General features: G+C 69.9%; 19 protein-coding genes. 10 read left to right on the top strand and 9 right to left on the bottom strand.

Translation table 11 applies throughout. The features are described from left to right. The first annotated feature begins 272 nt into the window (after positions 1 to 272). Positions 273 to 1,463 carry a cupin domain-containing protein gene (locus ABC766_RS10455; protein WP_342140761.1) on the top strand — a complete coding sequence of 397 codons (1,191 nt, stop codon included), beginning with the start codon at positions 273 to 275 and terminating at the stop codon, positions 1,461 to 1,463. Between the two features lie 84 nt (positions 1,464 to 1,547). Here the strand turns inward: ABC766_RS10455 and obgE are convergent, their stop codons facing one another. From obgE to ABC766_RS10425, 6 genes are all read right to left on the bottom strand, one after another. Next, complete coding sequence (gene obgE / locus ABC766_RS10450) at positions 1,548 to 2,576, bottom strand: GTPase ObgE (RefSeq protein WP_043754988.1); 1,029 nt, start codon at positions 2,574 to 2,576, stop codon at positions 1,548 to 1,550. Between the two features lie 89 nt (positions 2,577 to 2,665). Then, positions 2,666 to 3,262 (bottom strand): GNAT family N-acetyltransferase, encoded by a 597-nt coding sequence (locus ABC766_RS10445; RefSeq protein WP_345822145.1) that lies wholly within the window; start codon positions 3,260 to 3,262, stop codon positions 2,666 to 2,668. 187 nt (positions 3,263 to 3,449) lie between these two features. Then, positions 3,450 to 3,716, bottom strand: coding sequence for a 50S ribosomal protein L27 (gene rpmA, locus ABC766_RS10440; RefSeq protein WP_043352185.1), 267 nt, complete (start codon positions 3,714 to 3,716; stop codon positions 3,450 to 3,452). A gap of 86 nt (positions 3,717 to 3,802) precedes the next feature. Beyond that, positions 3,803 to 4,117, bottom strand: a complete 315-nt coding sequence (gene rplU / locus ABC766_RS10435) for a 50S ribosomal protein L21 (protein WP_010683509.1) — start codon at positions 4,115 to 4,117, stop codon at positions 3,803 to 3,805. A 191-nt stretch (positions 4,118 to 4,308) separates the two neighbouring features. After that, the gene (locus tag ABC766_RS10430) at positions 4,309 to 4,710 is read right to left on the bottom strand and encodes a hypothetical protein (protein ID WP_043754991.1); all 402 of its coding nucleotides are present in this window, start codon (positions 4,708 to 4,710) and stop codon (positions 4,309 to 4,311) included. 415 nt (positions 4,711 to 5,125) lie between these two features. Further along, the gene (locus ABC766_RS10425) at positions 5,126 to 5,758 is read right to left on the bottom strand and encodes a YceI family protein (RefSeq protein WP_342140763.1); all 633 of its coding nucleotides are present in this window, start codon (positions 5,756 to 5,758) and stop codon (positions 5,126 to 5,128) included. A gap of 133 nt (positions 5,759 to 5,891) precedes the next feature. Here ABC766_RS10425 and ruvA point away from each other — a divergent pair, with 133 nt between their 5' ends. From ruvA to ABC766_RS10385, 8 genes are all read left to right on the top strand, one after another. Continuing rightward, entirely contained in the window at positions 5,892 to 6,509 is a 618-nt protein-coding gene (gene ruvA, locus ABC766_RS10420; protein WP_043352190.1) for a Holliday junction branch migration protein RuvA, read from the top strand. Positions 6,510 to 6,701: 192 nt separating this feature from the next. After that, positions 6,702 to 6,974 (top strand): (2Fe-2S)-binding protein, encoded by a 273-nt coding sequence (locus tag ABC766_RS10415; protein ID WP_078947121.1) that lies wholly within the window; start codon positions 6,702 to 6,704, stop codon positions 6,972 to 6,974. A gap of 44 nt (positions 6,975 to 7,018) precedes the next feature. Next, a complete protein-coding gene (gene bfr / locus ABC766_RS10410) occupies positions 7,019 to 7,516 on the top strand; it encodes a bacterioferritin (RefSeq protein ID WP_043380322.1) in 498 nt (165 codons plus the stop codon). Positions 7,517 to 7,627: 111 nt separating this feature from the next. Continuing rightward, the gene (gene dapB, locus ABC766_RS10405; RefSeq protein ID WP_053609417.1) at positions 7,628 to 8,425 is read left to right on the top strand and encodes a 4-hydroxy-tetrahydrodipicolinate reductase; all 798 of its coding nucleotides are present in this window, start codon (positions 7,628 to 7,630) and stop codon (positions 8,423 to 8,425) included. Between the two features lie 17 nt (positions 8,426 to 8,442). Beyond that, entirely contained in the window at positions 8,443 to 9,081 is a 639-nt protein-coding gene (locus ABC766_RS10400; RefSeq protein ID WP_342140764.1) for a 2,3-bisphosphoglycerate-dependent phosphoglycerate mutase, read from the top strand. Further along, positions 9,082 to 9,735: an alpha-ketoglutarate-dependent dioxygenase AlkB gene (locus tag ABC766_RS10395; protein WP_345822144.1), complete on the top strand. Its 654-nt coding sequence runs from the start codon at positions 9,082 to 9,084 to the stop codon at positions 9,733 to 9,735. Positions 9,736 to 9,764: 29 nt separating this feature from the next. Next, entirely contained in the window at positions 9,765 to 10,196 is a 432-nt protein-coding gene (locus ABC766_RS10390) for a DUF2809 domain-containing protein (RefSeq protein ID WP_345822143.1), read from the top strand. A 75-nt stretch (positions 10,197 to 10,271) separates the two neighbouring features. After that, complete coding sequence (locus ABC766_RS10385) at positions 10,272 to 11,240, top strand: hypothetical protein (protein ID WP_043380310.1); 969 nt, start codon at positions 10,272 to 10,274, stop codon at positions 11,238 to 11,240. 4 nt (positions 11,241 to 11,244) lie between these two features. Here ABC766_RS10385 and ABC766_RS10380 read toward each other — a convergent pair whose 3' ends face one another. The 3 genes from ABC766_RS10380 to ABC766_RS10370 form a co-directional block, all read right to left on the bottom strand. Next, positions 11,245 to 12,864 carry a gamma-glutamyltransferase family protein gene (locus ABC766_RS10380; RefSeq protein WP_345822142.1) on the bottom strand — a complete coding sequence of 540 codons (1,620 nt, stop codon included), beginning with the start codon at positions 12,862 to 12,864 and terminating at the stop codon, positions 11,245 to 11,247. Between the two features lie 157 nt (positions 12,865 to 13,021). After that, positions 13,022 to 13,444, bottom strand: a complete 423-nt coding sequence (locus ABC766_RS10375) for a hypothetical protein (RefSeq protein ID WP_043350497.1) — start codon at positions 13,442 to 13,444, stop codon at positions 13,022 to 13,024. A 136-nt stretch (positions 13,445 to 13,580) separates the two neighbouring features. Next, complete coding sequence (locus tag ABC766_RS10370; protein WP_345822141.1) at positions 13,581 to 14,405, bottom strand: hypothetical protein; 825 nt, start codon at positions 14,403 to 14,405, stop codon at positions 13,581 to 13,583. A 318-nt stretch (positions 14,406 to 14,723) separates the two neighbouring features. On the opposite strand from ABC766_RS10370, the gene ABC766_RS10365 reads away from it, so the two are divergent. Beyond that, positions 14,724 to 15,761 carry an aspartate-semialdehyde dehydrogenase gene (locus tag ABC766_RS10365; protein WP_043380306.1) on the top strand — a complete coding sequence of 346 codons (1,038 nt, stop codon included), beginning with the start codon at positions 14,724 to 14,726 and terminating at the stop codon, positions 15,759 to 15,761. Positions 15,762 to 15,795 lie beyond the last annotated feature (34 nt).

The raw sequence follows: 15,795 nt of genomic DNA, 5'->3' as shown, positions 1-15,795 counted from the left end.
TTGAGCCGGGTGTGAAGCAAGACCCGCCTCTTGAACAGCCGTCCGACGACATGGCTTGCGGCGCCCGGGCGGTCCGGGCCGCCGGCGCGTCCAGATCGTCGGCCGGCACGACCGCGGCACACGTTCCTGCGAGCGGCCTCATCCCTCACGTGGTCGTGAGTATGTGGCATGCCAAAGATCGATATTGCGGCGCGGGAGCGCGGCGGCCGGTTTGACGCTGCACCGCACCGAGCCCCGGCGCGCTCGACCTCAGCACACAGGACACAGACAAGATGGACGCGAATCGACGCGCGTTTCTCGGGACCGCAGCCCTCGGGGCCGGCGGTCTCGTCGCCCTGACCCAGGGGGCCGCCGCCGCGGCGACCGATCACGGGGCGCCCGGGGCCGGCGGCTTTGGGCGGGACGTTCAGCAGCTGCCGTCCGGCGCCCCGGTCGCCTACCACGACCCGAAGGATGTCGGCGCCATGCCGGACTTCCACTTCTCGCTCGACGGCAACGTCCCCAAGATCACGTCGGGCGGCTGGGCCAAGGAGGCGACCGTCCACCAGTTCCCCATCAGCAAGGGGATCGCGGGCGTACACATGTTCCTCAATCCCGGCGCGTCGCGGGAGCTGCACTGGCACGCCATCGCGGCCGAGTGGGCTTACGTCATCGACGGCCGATGCCAGACCGTGGTCCTCGATCCCTCGGGGGCGAGCGAGATCAACAACTACGAGCCGGGCGACCTGTGGTTCTTCCCCAAGGGGCACGGCCACTCGATCCAGACGATCGGTGACAAGCCGTGCCACTTCATCCTGTCGTTCGACAACGGCGCTTTCTCTGAGCACGGCACGTTCTCGATCACCGATTGGGTCGACGTGTCGCCGAAGGACATGCTGGCCCTCGATTTCGGCCTGCCGGCAGCCGCGCTGAACGCGTTCCCGAAGGGCGAGGCCTACATCCAGGCCGGGCCGGTGATCCCGCTCGCCCAGGCGCTCGACGCGCCCTGGCCGAAGGAATCGACCCACAAGTTCCGGCTCCTGAAGGATCCGCGCGCGGTCCGTGACTTCGACGGTGGGACGTTCCGCCTCGCCACCGTGGACGAGTGGCCGGTGTCTAAGTCGATGTCGGGCGGCGTGATGACGATCCGGCCGGGCCAGATGCGCAAGTTCCATTGGAACGTGAACGCCAACGAGTGGCACTATTACCTGAAGGGCAAGGGTCAGGTAGCCCTGTTCGGCTCGGGCGGCCGCGGCAAGGTCGCGGAGTTCAAGCCCGGCGACGTCGCCTACATCCCCATGGGGTTCGGCCACGCGATCAAGAACGTCGGCGACGACGATCTCGAGATCGTCCAGACCTGGGACAACGGCAAGTTCGAGGAGATCGACCTCGACGCCTGGATTAAGGCGAGCCCGAACTACCTCCTCGCCAACAACTTCACCGGCGTCCCCGCCGACACGCTCGCGAAGCTGAAGCAGGGCTGAGACGACGCTCCAGCCGGATCGACAGGGCCCAGACCCGGTCCTGTCGATCCCGGCCGCCGCGTCCTCGGGACAACCGGTCGACGGCTACGGCTGCCAGGCGTCCACCGGCTTCCGTTCGGCCTCGGCGCTGGCATCGATCTCGGACTGGAGCGCCCGCAGCGCCTCGGGGACGCCCTTTCGGCTCGCCGAGGACAGGACCAGCGGCGCGCGGCCGGCGGCGCGCTTCAGCTTGGCCACCTGGCTCTTGAGCGTGTCGGCGTCGAGGGCGTCGGCCTTCGAGAGCGCCACGATCTCGGGCTTCTCCGCGAGGCCGTTGCCGTAGGCCTCGATCTCGCCGCGCACCAGCTTGTAGGTCTTGCCGGCATGCTCGCTCGTGCCGTCGACGAGGTGCAGCAGCACCCGGCAGCGCTCGACATGGGCGAGGAACTTGTCGCCGAGGCCGACGCCCTCATGCGCGCCCTCGATCAGGCCCGGGATGTCGGCGAGCACGAATTCGCGCCCGTCCGAGCGCACCACGCCGAGGCCGGGATGCAGGGTGGTGAACGGGTAGTCGGCGATCTTCGGCTTCGCGGCAGTGACGCTCGCCAGGAAGGTCGACTTGCCGGCATTCGGGAGGCCGACGAGGCCGGCATCGGCGATCAGCTTGAGCCGGAGCCAGATCCACATCTCCTGGCCTTCCAGGCCGGGATTGGCGTGCTTCGGGGCGCGGTTGGTGGACGTCGTGAAATAGGCGTTGCCGAAGCCGCCATTGCCGCCCTTGGCGAGGCGGATCCTCTGGCCGACCTCGGTCAGGTCGGCGAGCAGCGTCTCGCCGTCCTCGGCGAAGATCTGTGTGCCGGCCGGGACCTTCAGGACCGTGTCGGCGCCGTTGGCGCCGTGGCAGTTCGAGCCCATGCCGTGCTCGCCCTTCTTGGCCTTGAAGTGCTGCTGGTAGCGGTAGTCGATGAGGGTGTTGAGACCCTCGACGCATTCCACCCAGACATCGCCGCCCCGGCCGCCGTCGCCGCCGTTCGGCCCGCCGAACTCGATGAACTTCTCCCGCCGGAACGAGACGCAGCCGGGACCGCCGTCACCGGAGCGGACATAGACCTTGGCTTCGTCGAGGAATTTCACGACCTGAATCCTTTGTCGGGTGCGGATTCGCGACCCGCACCATCACCCTGTCGACGGCGGCCGGCCAGCCCCGGCGCCGAAGAGCCGCCTCAGGCGGCCCGTGTCATCGCCGGCTTCGACGGCGGGTTCTGCCAGCGCCGCCGGTCGAGGCTGAAGAGATCGACCGGCAGATCCGCGCCGCGCGCCGGGAAGGGCCGGGTCGCGCTGCCGGCCTGCACGAAGCCGCAGGTCTCCAGAACGTGCCGGGACGCCGGGTTGACCGTGCGGGCCGACGCAGCCAGTTCCATCCCGCCGGTATAGGCGAAGAAGGCGTGGCACAGAGCCGTCACGGCCTCGGCCATCAGGCCGCTGCCCCAATAGGGCTGCCCGAGCCAGTAGCCGAGTTCCGGCGGCCCCTCGGTCCGCCCCTCGATGCTGATCACACCGATGAGGCTGCCGGGCGCCGCGCGCGGCGCGAGGGCGAGCGTCAGGGCCGACCCGGCGGTGTTTTGCGCGCGCGCCTGCAGCAGGAACGCATCCACCACCGGGGCCGGAAGCGGGTGCGGCACCCGCGCCAGCATCGCGGCGACAGACGGATCACCGGCCAGCTTCAGGATCGCGTCCCTGTCCTTGGCGGTCGGCCAGCGCAGCCACAGCCGCCGCGTCTCGATCCGGAAAACGTCATCACGAGTCAGATCGGGGAACATCGTGCCCTCGCAGGGCGGCGTTCCCGGCTCCGGGGCACCGCCTCAAGACGACGAAGGGGAGGATGGCGTCCCATCCTCCCCGGGTGTTCCGTCCGAACCGGCCCGTCAGGGGCTCGGCAACGACGTCTCCGGTCCGGTGTGGGACACCGGGCGGGACGCCAGCTTCGCCTCTAAAGGCGCCCGCCTCTTATTCCGCGGCCTCGGCCAGCGGGGTTACGGCCACGAAGGCGCGCCCGCGGCGCGTCTCGAAGCGGACATGGCCCGGTACCAGCGCGAAGAGCGTATGGTCCTTGCCCATGCCGACATTGGCGCCGGGATGCCATTTGGTGCCGCGCTGACGCACGATGATGTTGCCCGGAATCACGGCTTCCGCGCCGAACTTCTTGACGCCGAGGCGCCGGCCTTCCGAGTCGCGACCGTTGCGGGACGAGCCGCCTGCCTTCTTGTGTGCCATGGGATGAACTCCGAAATCTGATGGGCTTGGATGCGGTCGCGGATCGGACCCTCAGGGATCCTCACGCGCCCAGCGTCTGGCGTGCGTCAGGCCGAAATGCCGGTGATGCGCACGACCGTGTGGTCCTGCCGGTGACCGCGCTTGCGGCGCGAGTTCTGCCGGCGGCGCTTCTTGAAGGCGATGACCTTCTTGTCGCGGCCGTGGCGCACGATCTCGCCGGTGACGCTGATGCCAGACAGGGTCGGGGCGCCGACCTGGGTCGCGCCCGCGCCGTCGGCGAACAGGAGGACCTCGCCGAAGGTCACGGCCTCGCCGGCCTCGCCCGCCAGGGAGGCGATGGTGATGGTGTCGTTGGCGGCGACGCGGTACTGCTTACCGCCCGTCTTGATGACTGCGAACATCGTTCTCTCGTGTTCTCGAACGGCCTCCGGGGCGGCTGCCCCTGGACCGGCTTCTTGTTTGAAGTCATTGCGCGGGCTTTCCGCCCGGACAACGCGAAACGCGCGGACCTCAAACAGAGGCCGCGCGCCATGCGGGGTCACTACGGGCCTGATGCCGCCGTGTCAATCCGCGCCGGACCCCCGGGGCTCGGTCAGCGGATCGGGGCGCCGGTCGCCAGGACGCCCTTCGCGACACTGCCCTCGGGGCCGAAGGCGGCCAAAGCCTCGGAGCACCAAGCCTCGCGGCCGTCGGCGGCGAGCTGCTGGCGCACCTGCAGGGCGCGCTGCTTCAGCTTCTCCTCCAGCATCGCTTCCTGTCCGGCATTGACCCGGGCCGCGAGACGGAGCGTCGTGAGCTGTCCGGCCCTGACCTGCACGCCCGGGCAGGCCTGTTCGGCGATGATGGTCGTCGCCGCCGCCGTCGCATAGTTGTCGAGGGGCGAAGCCGCCGCGGCGGGCGCAGGGGCGCGGGCGGCCGGTGCGGGGACCTGCGCCGCGGCGGCTCCCGCGAAGCACAGGGCCAGGGCAAGACTGAAGACACCGGAACGCCGCACGGCTCAGACCTCCAGGGTGGCGCCGACCTGCGCGGTGAGACGCCCGTCATGCGCGGGACGAGGCCGGGTGCCACTGAGGAGAAGCGTCGTCATCTGGGGGCATCCCTTCGCTGCGGCGCCGCGACGGCGGTTGACTACACCCCCGGCGGCGAGGCGTCACCCGCCCGGTCAGACCGCGCGGCTCGACCCGGTCTTATGCGCGGCCGCGGGGCGCCGCACATGAGCCAGCTCCTCGGCGTGTGGGTCCGCCCGCCCGCTCATCCGCATGGTCGTTCCGGAGCGCCGCAGGCGAGCCCGGATCCGGAAACACCGTCGGTTCCCGGCGTCGGCGCGTCGGGCTCCAGGCCCCGGCGTGCGGGACCCTTGCCGGTTGCGAAGCCGCGCTGTCGGCTCCGCGGACCGAGTCGGCCGATCGTCAGGGCGCGGCCTTGAACTCGCCCTCGATGCGCAGGCTCACCTCGTCACCGAGCTGCGGCAGATAGGCGTTGATGCCGAAATCCGAGCGCTTGATGACCGCCCGGCCGTCGAAGCCCACGGTGTAGCGCTGATCCACCGGATGGATGCCGGCCTGATTGAACGTGGCGTCGATCGCAAAGGGCCGGACCGTGCCGCGCAGGTTCAGGTCGCCGGTGATCCGCGCCGTGGTCGGGCTGGTGGGCTCGACCTTCGTGGCGGTGAAGGTGGCGTTCGGGAACTTGGCCGTGTCGAAGAAGTCCGGGGCTGCGAGGTGCTCGTTCAGGCGCGCGCTCCCGGTCATCACGCCGCCCAGGGGCACGGTGATCTCGAGACGGCTCTTCTCCGGCGCCTTCGGATCGAGCTGGAGCGTGCCGCTGAGACCCGCGAACTGGCCGTAATAGGTCGAGTAGCCGAGATGCGAGACAGACCACGTGATCTTGCCGTGATCCGGATCGAGCACGTAGCTCCCGGGCCGGACCTGCGTCGGATCCGCGCTCGGCGCGACCGGAACGGATGCCGTTGACGGATCGTCCGCCCCCCGGGCCGGGCCGAAGCACAGCAGGCCCAGCAGGGCAAGAAGTGGCGCGCGCATGGTCATCCCCCCGTGACCGGCCAAGCGCGGCCGGCGCGGCGCCCGTGATTTCATGATCTCCCTGCGCGCTCAAGCACGTCTGGCGGAGGGCGCCGCGGTTCTGTAGGCATCCCGCGACAGCGACAGGCGTGGCATGATCGGCAAGCTCAAGGGCGTCGTGGACTCGTTCGGCGAGGATTTCGTGATCCTCGACGTGTCGGGCGTCGGCTATATCGTGCATTGTTCGGCGCGGACCCTGCAGCGCATGCCCAAGGTCGGCGAGCCCGCTTCGCTGTCGATCGAAACCCATGTCCGCGAGGACATGATCCGCCTTTACGGCTTCCGCTCGGATGCCGAGCGGGAATGGTTCCGCCTGCTTCAGACCGTGCAGGGCGTCGGCGCGCGGGTGGCGCTGGGCGTGCTCTCGGTGATGGAGCCCGAGGCGCTGGCCAGCGCCATCGCCACCGGCGACAAGGGCGCGATCAGCCGGGCTCCAGGGGTCGGGCCGCGTCTGGCGGCACGGCTCGCCGCCGAGCTCAAGGACAAGGCTCCGGCCTTCGCGCCGATCGACCCCGCCCTCGTTGCCCTCACGGGAGCCGTCGAGGACGGTGCCGCCCCCCAGCCGGTGGCGGATGCGGTCTCCGCCCTGGTCAATCTCGGCTACCCGCAGGTCCAGGCCGCCGCCGCCATCGCTGCGGCTCTCAAGGGTGCGGGAGAGGGCGCCGAGGCCAAGGTGCTCATCCGGCTCGGCCTGCGCGAACTCGCGCGCTGACACGCCCCGGAACCGTTGGGGCGCACTTAGATCGCACGCCCTTGACCCGCGCGGGCCGCGGTGCCATGTCGACCGCAGCCGATAAGGCATTGAAAAGCCAGCTACTTTTCAATTCTTCTAAACTGGTGCAGGTGCCCGGGACGGTCGTCGACGACCGCTGCGGGCGCGGGGATGACGGGATTTGCGGCGCGCATGATCGTCTGTTCTTGTAACGTCATATCGGACGGCGCGGTCCGCGGCTGCCTCGCACCCGGCCCGGGCTGCCCGCGCACGCCCGCGCAGGTCTATGCCTGCCTCGGCTGCAGCCCGAAATGCGGGCGCTGCGCCCGCACGATCCGGGCGATCATGCAGAGTGCCCTGGGCCAAGCCGCGCCGGCGGAGAGCAGCCATGCCTGCACGACGACTTGCGCAAGCGCGTGTAGTTTGGTGAAGTTCCAAACTGCGGATGAGGGAGTCGCGGCCTGATGCTTCTACCCCCCGCCTGAAAGCACGGTAAGGAGTACGGGGGCATGAAGGGCGACACCAAGGTCATCGAGTATCTGAATCGCGGCCTGCGCAGCGAGCTGACGGCCGTCAGCCAGTACTGGCTGCATTTCCGCATGCTCAATGACTGGGGCTACGTCGAGCTGGCGAAATTCTGGCGCAAGGAATCGATCGAGGAGATGAACCACGCGGACCGGTTCATCGACCGGATCCTGTTCCTCGACGGGTTCCCGAACCTGCAGGAGCTCGACCCGCTGCGGATCGGCCAGAACGTCCAAGAGATCCTGGATTCCGATCTCGCCGCCGAGAACGAGGCCCGCAGCCTCTATCTCGAGGCCGCGAAGTACTGCGATTCGATCAACGACCGGGTCTCCAAGCGACTGTTCGAGGATCTGGCCGAGGACGAGGAGGGGCACATCGACTTCCTCGAGACGCAGCTGGAGCTGATCAAGCAGATCGGCCTGCCGCTCTACGCGCAGAAGCATATCGGCGGCCTCGAGCAGATCGCCCCCGAGAAGGAGTGAGGTTGCCCGGGCTCCCGCCGCTCCTGCGGCAGACGGGGAGCCCGGACACCGACGCAGGACGGGCCGGCGCGGTGCGGATCCTGCGCGCAGCAAGGTGGGTTGGGGAACGGAATGCGGCTCGTGGTGGTCGGCGCCGACGGGCGCATGGGGCGGATGCTGATCCGCGCGGTGGCGCAAACCGAGGGCTGTACGCTCTCGGCGGCGATCGAGCGCGAAGGCTCCCCGGCCCTGGGGCAGGATGCGGGTCTGCTCGCCGGTCTCCAGCCCCTCGACGTGCCTGTCACCGATGACGCGCTCGCGGCCTTCGCGGCTGCCGACGGCGTCCTCGATTTCACCGCGCCCGCCGCCACGGTGGCCTTCGCCGAACTGGCGGCCCAGGCCCGCATCGTCCACGTCGTCGGCACGACCGGCCTGTCCGAGGACGATCTCGCCAAGCTGAAGGCGGCCTCGTACCATGCCCGGATCGTCCAATCGGGCAACATGTCGCTCGGCATCAACCTGATGGCCGAGCTGGTCCGCCGGGTCGCGAAGGCGCTGGGCGACGAGTTCGACATCGAGATTGCCGAGATGCACCACCGCATGAAGGTGGATGCGCCGTCCGGCACGGCGCTGATGCTGGGCGAGGCCGCCGCCGAGGGCCGCGGCGTCGACCTGAAGACGGTCCGCGTCTCCACCCGGGACGGGCATACCGGCGCCCGCCGGCCCGGCGATATCGGCTTCGCCACCCTGCGGGGCGGCAGCGTCGTCGGCGACCACAGCGTGATCTTCGCCGGCACGGGCGAGAGCCTGACGATCAGCCACCACGCCGCCGACCGCGGCCTGTTCGCCACGGGCGCCGTCAAGGCCGCGCTCTGGGCGCATCCCAAGCCGCCGGGGCTCTACACGATGGCCGACGTCCTCGGCCTGTGACCGGGAGCGGTGCATCCATGGAACGGCTCCTCGTCCTCGTCCGGCACGGCCAGAGCGAGTGGAACCTTCAGAACCTGTTCACGGGCTGGCGCGACCCGGACCTGACCGAGCGCGGCATCGCCGAGGCCCGGGCGGCCGGCCGCGGGTTGAAGCGGGACGGCTACGGCTTCGATGTCGCCTTCACCTCCGAACTGTTGCGGGCCCAGCGCACCTGCTCGCTGATCCTGGAGGAGATGGCTCTCCCGGATGTTCCGATCATTCGGCAGGGGGCCCTCAACGAGCGGGATTACGGCGACCTCTCCGGCCTCAACAAGGACGCGGCCCGCGCCCGATGGGGTGACGCGCAGGTCCATACCTGGCGCCGGTCCTACGACGTGCGGCCGCCCGGCGGCGAGAGCCTGAAGGACACTGCCGCGCGGGTGCTGCCCTACTACATCGCGGCGATCCTGCCGCGGGTGATGGCCGGCCAGCGGGTCCTGGTGGCGGCCCATGGCAATTCGCTGCGCGCCCTGGCGATGGTCCTCGATGGGCTGAACGAGGAGCAGGTGCCGGATCTCCAGATTCGGACCGGGGTCCCTTTGGTCTACCGCCTCAATGCCGACACCACGGTCGCCTCGAAGACCGTGCTGGAGCAGGATGTCGACGCGGGCCGCTGAGTGGCGACGGAACTCGCCCCCGGGCTGATCCACCATCGCGGCTTCCTCGATGCGACGGCCCGCGCCCGGCTCGCCGCCGAGATCGCCGCCATCCTCGAAACGGCGCCGCCGGTGACGCCGCGGATGCCGCGCACCGGCAAGCCGTTCTCCGTACGGATGTCGAATGCCGGTCCCCTCGGCTGGGTCTCGGACGTCGCGGGCTACCGCTATCAGCCGGACCATCCGGAGACCGGGCGGCCATGGCCGGCGATGCCGCCGACCGCCCTCGCGGCCTGGGCGGTGTTGGCGAACTGTCCGGTGCCGCCGGAAGCCTGTCTCATCAACCTCTACGCGCCGGGGTCCCGCATGGGTCTCCACCAGGATCGCGACGAGGCGGATCTCTCGGCGCCCGTCCTCTCGCTCTCCCTCGGTGCAGCGGCACTGTTCCGCTACGGCGGCCAGAGCCGCGCGGATCCGACGCGCTCGATCCGCCTGCAGGCCGGCGACGCGCTGGTGATCGGCGGCCCCTCGCGCCTCATCTACCACGGCATCGACCGCCTCTACCCGGCCGGCGACCTTCTCGCGGAGACGGCCGAGCCCGGCTTCCTCCCGCCGGGCGGCCGCTGCAACCTCACCCTGCGGCGCGTCACGGCGCCGGCACCGCCGTGGCGCTAGAGCGATCGCCGGAATGCGGGACGGCCGCGATGCCGGCGCCCGCGCGGATGGATCGGCCGCTGGCCCGGGCAGCCCATCTCGGCCTCGCGGCCGCCGTGATCGGGCTGGGGCTGCTGCTGCGCGTGCCGGCGTGGAACCTGCCGCTCGCGGTTCACCACTACGGCGGCGGCATCCTGTGGGGGGCGATGCTGTTCCTGCTGGTGGCCGCCCTTCGACCGGCCGGCTGGGGTCTGCGCACCTGCATGATCGCCGCCTTCTTCGGCGCCGGGCTCATCGAAGCGAGCCGTCTCGTTCATACCCCGGCGCTCGACGCCTTCCTGGCAACCCTGCCGGGCCAGCTCATCCTCGGCACACTCTTCTCCCCGTGGAATTCCTGCGCGTACGCCGTCGGGATCGCCGTCGCGGCGGCGTTGGCGGTTTCCTTTCATCGTGATCGCAGGCGCGCGGCATTGCCGGCTTGACAGATCAGGTCGCCGGGCAGACCCATCGCGGGCGGACTAACCCCAAGTTGGGTCCACGAGGAGAACCGGTTTTCGATGCGGATGCGCAACCTGACGCTGCGTCTCGGACGGGTTCTCGGCGCTGCCGCGCTTGCGGTGAGCCTCGGCTCCGCGGCCTGGGCCGGAGATCCTGTCTACCCGCCGGGCTCGCGCTTCGGCTTCGATCCGCCGGCCGACATGTCGCTGTCGCGGCGCTTCTCGGGCTTCGAGCGGAAGGAGGGGGGCGCGACCGTGTCGGTCGTCGAGCTGCCCGCGAACGCCTTCGCGGAACTCGTCAGCGGCTTCACCGACGCCAACCTGCTGAGCCAGGGCTTCGCGGTCGAGAAGCGCGAGGAGGTCAAGATCGGCGACAACGAGGGCATGCTCTACACCGGTGAGCAGCCCGCCGATCCGGCCTCGTCCGCTCCGGCGATCCGGAAGTGGATTCTCGTGGTCGGTACGCCGAGCGTGACCGGACTGATCATCGCCCAGGCGCTGCCCGACGCCGAGACCGAGGCCTCGATGCGCAAGATGGTGACCGGCGTCACCCTCCGGCCTGCGCTGACGCTGACCCAGCAGGTCGACGCGCTGCCCTTCCGCATCGCCGACATGGCGGGCTTCCGGCCGGTGCGGGTGATGGCCGGCAATTCGATCCTCCTCACCAGCGGCCCCAAGGACCAGATGCAGAATCTGGAGCAGCCGATCCTCGTCCTCGCCCAGGCCGTGCAGCAGCCGCCCTCGGCCGAGCAGCGGGACGGCTTCGCCCGCGCCGCCCTGGCCTCGAACCAGACCATGAAGGACTTCGTCATCGAGCGGGCCCAGAGTTACCGCTCGAACGGCGTCGACTGGCACGAGATCGTGGCCCGCGCCCTCGACCAGCCGACCAACCTGCCGGTGGTCGTCATGCAGACCATCCGGTTCGCGCCGGATGGCTATCTCCGCGCCCTCGGTGTCGTGCGGCAGGATCAGCGCGACGGCGTCCTCGCCAAGTTCCGCCAGGTCGTGGACAGCGTGCAGGTGAAGTAGCGCCTCACCACACGGCGGCCTGCCCGTCGCGGCGCGGGTCGCTCGCCGCCACGTAGCCTTCGACCGCCGGATCGCCCATCCGCCAGATGAACTGGCCGGCGCCGAAATCCTGGTAGCTGTCCTCGATTACTTCGAGCCGGTGGCCGAGGGCCTTCAGGCGGTCCAGGGTCGCCCGCGGCATCGCCGCCTCGACGTTGATGTCGAGACCCTCGTTCACCCGCCACCGCGGCGCGTCGCAGGCCGCCTGCGGATTCTGGCCGTGGTCGATCATCCGCACCAGGGTCTGGACATGGCCCTGCGGCTGCATGTTGCCGCCCATCACGCCGAAGCTCATCACCGGCGCGCCGTCCCGGGTGAGAAAGCCCGGGATGATGGTGTGGAACGGGCGCTTGCCCGGCGCCACCACGTTCGGGCTCGCAGGATCGAGCACGAAGCCGTAGCCGCGGTTCTGTAGGGAGATCCCCCAGCCCGGAACGACGACGCCCGAGCCGAAGCCCATGAAGTTCGACTGGATGAAGCTCACCATCATCCCGGATTCATCCGCGGCGGTGAGGTAGATCGTGCCGCCCGCGGGCGGCTTGCCGGGGCCGAAGACCTGGGCGCGGTTCCGGTCGATCAGCTTGGCGCGCTCCGCCAGATAGGCGCGGTCCAGCATGGCATCGGGCGTCACCTCCATCCCGCGCGGGTCGGCGACGTACCGGTAGGTGTCGCTGAAGGCGAGCTTCATCGCCTCGATCTGGAGGTGCTGCGCCTCCGGTCCGTCCACTGGCAGGCTGCCGAGGTCGAACTGCTCCAGGATGCCGAGCGCGATCTGTGCCGCGATGCCCTGGCCGTTCGGCGGGATCTCGTGCAGCGTGTAGCCGTGGTAATCCTTGGCGGTCGGCGTCACCCATTCGGGGCGGTACGCCGCGAGGTCGGCGGCCGTCATGGCGCCGCCGTGGGCCCGCGCGTGCGCGGCGATCGCCTCGGCGATCTCGCCCCGGTAGAAGGCCTCGCCCTTGGTCTCGCCGATCAGCCGCAGGGTCCGCTCGGCGCCGGGAAAGGTCACCAGCTCGCCGACATCCGGCGCTCGGCCGCGCGGCAGAAAGAACTCCGCGAAGCCCGGCTGGCGGGTGATCGCCTCGATCCCGGCGGCGGCCGCCCATTTCTGCTGCACGACGACCGGCGCGAGATAGCCGCGCTCAGCGATGCGGATCGCCGGCTGCATCAGATCGGCGAAGGGGAGGCGGCCGAAGCGCTCGCTGAGCGCGACCCAGGCGCCCACCGCCCCCGGTACGGTGACCGAATCCCAGCCGCGCATCGGCGTCCGATCCGCCGGACCGTATTTCCGCAGGAAGTAGTCCGGGCTCCAAGCGGCCGGAGCCCCGCCCGAGGCGTTGAGGCCGTGCAGCGCCTTCCCGTCCCACAGGATGCAGAAGGCGTCGGAGCCGAGGCCGTTGCTGCACGGCTCGGTCACGGTCTTGGCGGCCGCCGTGGCGATCGCGGCATCGACCGCGTTCCCGCCGGCCTGGAGCATCTGGATGCCGGCCTGTGCCGCCAGCGCGTGCGAGGTGGCGACACAGTTGCGCCCGAACATCGGCATGCGCAGGGACGGATACCCGGTCACCCAGTCGAACGGCTTCATGGCACTGTTCCCGGCCTCGGCAGCGGACCTGCTCCCGCGGCACTTGGCATACAGGATATCCGGCGCCGGTGAAGGTGTGCCCGGGATGGATGCCAAACGAAAAACGCGGGCCCGAGGACCCGCGCTTCGCGACGTTCACGCTGTTTGTGGGAGCCGCTCAGTAGGGGCGGCCGTAGAGCGGCGAGGTCGGATCCAGGCGATCGACGAAGGAGAGATCGACGTTGCGGATCGCGCTCGAACGGGCGCCGATGAACGGTCCGTTGGTGATCGGGTCCGGCAGGATCCCGCGGCCGAAGCGGTCGGTCGGGCCGTAGGGCGGGGTCAGCTGGTTCGACGCTGCGATCAGGTAGGGGTTCAGCGCCGGATTGCGCGAACCGCCTGCACCCGGGACGTTCGAGGTGAGCGGCACATTGCCGGCATCCAGCCAGCTGCGCGGGCGCACCCGGATCGGGAGCGGACGGCTGACCCGGTAGATCGGGCCGGAAACGAAACCATCCTGCGCCTCAGCCGGCGCGGAGGCCAGAACGCCGAGGCCGGTGGCGGCGACAACGCCGAGAAGGGCGATCTTGAGCGAGCGCATGGCCAACCTTGTGTATGAGTGCCATCAGTATGGCGACCGAAGCTTAACAGTTCGCCGCCTTTGACAAGAAGACGCTTGGGCGAGGCTGTTGTTCCGCCCTTATGGCTGAGCTTGTGCGATTTGCCACACTGTGGCCTCATTTTTTATTTTGCGGCCGTCGGATTAACGATCCGGTCCGGCTCGAAGGTTCCGCGCCGGCTGTCGCCGGGCAGGCGCTCGCGGGGTCGGGCACGGCAGCGAAGGCCGCCGTCGTGTCGGGATCCGCGAGATCGACGAGGCTCAGCGCATCCAGCAGGCAGGCCACGGCCTGCGGTTCCGGAGGATGGCCGAGGGGGGCGCAGAGCCATCCATCGAGCTGAAACCCCGTCTCCCGGGTGACGAAACCCGTGCAGGTCCGCTGCGTCGGTCCGGCGAAGGTCATCTCCAATGTCTCGACCGCGCCGAACCGGGTCCGGATCTGGCCGCGGGCTCCGGTCCGCGCGACCGCTAGGGCAGGGCGGTCGAGGGCCGGGCCGTTGGCGGCCCGCCGAGCCATCAGGACGAACAGCGACGGCGGCGGTCCGGCGAGCGTTCCGCGCGTGAGGACGATCCGCAGCGCAGGCGCCTCGATCGCAGCCACATCGCCGCGCATCAGCGTGTCCTCGCGCAGGCCCGTCCGCGGATCAACCCGGGCGGCGACCCGCACAGGATCGGGCCCAGACTCGGCGAGGCCGAACCGGGCGGGCGCGATCGCCGGCGGCGCCGGCGAAGCCCGGACGGAGGGCACGAAGGCGGTCTGGAGGTCCGGTGCGCGCTGGATCCCGGGGAGGGGGCCGGGCAACCGGGCGAACACGCACACCAGGGCGATCGCGGCCGATGCCAGCGCGAGACGCAGGCCGAGGGATCCCGGTGACCAGCCTGCGCGTGCCGCGGGCGGGCGGAGTCCGACTCGATCGACGAGAGGCGCTGTTCCGATCAGCATCGTGCTCCGTACCGAAGGCGGGACGCGGGATTGGGCGGTCAGCCTCGCACGGCAGGACTGCATGCCCGTTCCCGGCCCAGGTCCGTCACCGGATTCCTCCGCGCAGGGTGAATCAGGCGTTGCGCGGTCGTCGGCCTTGACAGCATGGGCACTTGCGCGCCTTGCTCGGCGCGGCCGTCGCCCCCACCTCCGCTGAGGACGGGGTCTGCGGCCGCGCCCGTTTTGCGGGCGCGTCCGGCACGAACGATCCTTCGGCCGATTTTGCTGGCAGGAGCGCGGCACCCGGATCGGTCGGGGTTTTCCGCGCGGAGACAAGAGATGGGTTACAAGGTCGCCGTCGTCGGCGCCACGGGCAACGTGGGCCGCGAGATGCTCGATATCCTGGCCGAGCGGGCCTTTCCCGCCGACGAGGTCGTGGCGCTGGCCTCGCGCCGCAGCCAGGGGCAGGAAGTCTCCTACGGCGACAAGACGCTCAAGGTCAAAACGCTCGACACCTACGACTTCACCGACACCGATATCTGCCTGATGTCGGCCGGCGGCGAGGCGTCGAAGGAATGGTCGCCCCGCATCGGCCAGCAGGGTTGCGTGGTCATCGATAACTCGTCGGCCTTCCGCTACGACGCCGACGTGCCGCTGATCGTGCCCGAGGTGAATGCCGACGCGGTGGTGGGCTTCACCAAGCGCAACATCATCGCCAACCCGAACTGCTCGACCGCGCAGCTGGTCGTCGCGCTCAAGCCCCTCCACGAGGCGGCAACGATCAAGCGCGTCGTGGTCTCGACCTACCAGTCGGTCTCCGGCGCCGGCAAGGAGGCGATGGACGAGCTGTTCAACCAGACCCGCGCCGTCTTCACCGCCGGCGAGATCAAGCAGGGCGGCAAGTTCACGAAGCGGATCGCCTTCAACGTCATCCCCCACATCGACGTGTTCATGGAGGATGGCTACACGAAGGAAGAGTGGAAGATGGTCGCCGAGACCAAGAAGATGCTCGACCCGAAGATCAAGCTGACGGCGACCGCCGTCCGCGTTCCGGTCTTCATCGGGCACGCGGAAGCGGTCAACATCGAGTTCGAGCGGCCGCTCTCGGCCGAGAAGGCCACCGAGATCCTGCGCGCCGCCCCCGGCGTCCTGGTGATCGATAAGCGCGAGAACGGCGGCTACATGACGCCCCACGAGGCGGCCGGCGAGGATGCGACCTACATCTCGCGCATCCGCGAGGACGCGACCGTGGAGAACGGCCTGAACCTCTGGTGTGTCTCGGACAACCTGCGCAAGGGCGCGGCCCTCAACGCGGTGCAGATCGCCGAGATTCTGGTGAACCGCAAGCTCCTGAACCGGGCCAAGCGCGCGGCCTGAGGCCGGTCCTCCTCCCGGCGGGAGGAGGAGCCAG

Origin of the sequence: Methylobacterium fujisawaense (assembly GCF_039619325.1) — a bacterium.
In the GTDB taxonomy this organism is placed as follows: Bacteria; Pseudomonadota; Alphaproteobacteria; order Rhizobiales; family Beijerinckiaceae; genus Methylobacterium; species Methylobacterium fujisawaense.
The sequence above is the reverse complement of the archived record's forward strand: the minus strand, read 5'-3'. Positions and strand labels throughout refer to the sequence as shown.

Excerpts from the sequence above, each read along its gene's own strand:
- ABC766_RS10455 (WP_342140761.1), top strand. The coding sequence starts at position 273 with ATGGACGCGAATCGACGCGCGTTTCTCGGGACCGCAGCCCTCGGGGCC.
- ABC766_RS10445 (WP_345822145.1), bottom strand. The coding sequence starts at position 3,262 with ATGTTCCCCGATCTGACTCGTGATGACGTTTTCCGGATCGAGACGCGG.
- rpmA (WP_043352185.1), bottom strand. The coding sequence starts at position 3,716 with ATGGCACACAAGAAGGCAGGCGGCTCGTCCCGCAACGGTCGCGACTCG.
- rplU (WP_010683509.1), bottom strand. The coding sequence starts at position 4,117 with ATGTTCGCAGTCATCAAGACGGGCGGTAAGCAGTACCGCGTCGCCGCC.
- ABC766_RS10425 (WP_342140763.1), bottom strand. The coding sequence starts at position 5,758 with ATGCGCGCGCCACTTCTTGCCCTGCTGGGCCTGCTGTGCTTCGGCCCG.
- ruvA (WP_043352190.1), top strand. The coding sequence starts at position 5,892 with ATGATCGGCAAGCTCAAGGGCGTCGTGGACTCGTTCGGCGAGGATTTC.
- ABC766_RS10415 (WP_078947121.1), top strand. The coding sequence starts at position 6,702 with ATGATCGTCTGTTCTTGTAACGTCATATCGGACGGCGCGGTCCGCGGC.
- bfr (WP_043380322.1), top strand. The coding sequence starts at position 7,019 with ATGAAGGGCGACACCAAGGTCATCGAGTATCTGAATCGCGGCCTGCGC.
- dapB (WP_053609417.1), top strand. The coding sequence starts at position 7,628 with ATGCGGCTCGTGGTGGTCGGCGCCGACGGGCGCATGGGGCGGATGCTG.
- ABC766_RS10400 (WP_342140764.1), top strand. The coding sequence starts at position 8,443 with ATGGAACGGCTCCTCGTCCTCGTCCGGCACGGCCAGAGCGAGTGGAAC.
- ABC766_RS10390 (WP_345822143.1), top strand. The coding sequence starts at position 9,765 with ATGCCGGCGCCCGCGCGGATGGATCGGCCGCTGGCCCGGGCAGCCCAT.
- ABC766_RS10385 (WP_043380310.1), top strand. The coding sequence starts at position 10,272 with ATGCGGATGCGCAACCTGACGCTGCGTCTCGGACGGGTTCTCGGCGCT.
- ABC766_RS10380 (WP_345822142.1), bottom strand. The coding sequence starts at position 12,864 with ATGAAGCCGTTCGACTGGGTGACCGGGTATCCGTCCCTGCGCATGCCG.
- ABC766_RS10375 (WP_043350497.1), bottom strand. The coding sequence starts at position 13,444 with ATGCGCTCGCTCAAGATCGCCCTTCTCGGCGTTGTCGCCGCCACCGGC.
- ABC766_RS10370 (WP_345822141.1), bottom strand. The coding sequence starts at position 14,405 with ATGCTGATCGGAACAGCGCCTCTCGTCGATCGAGTCGGACTCCGCCCG.
- ABC766_RS10365 (WP_043380306.1), top strand. The coding sequence starts at position 14,724 with ATGGGTTACAAGGTCGCCGTCGTCGGCGCCACGGGCAACGTGGGCCGC.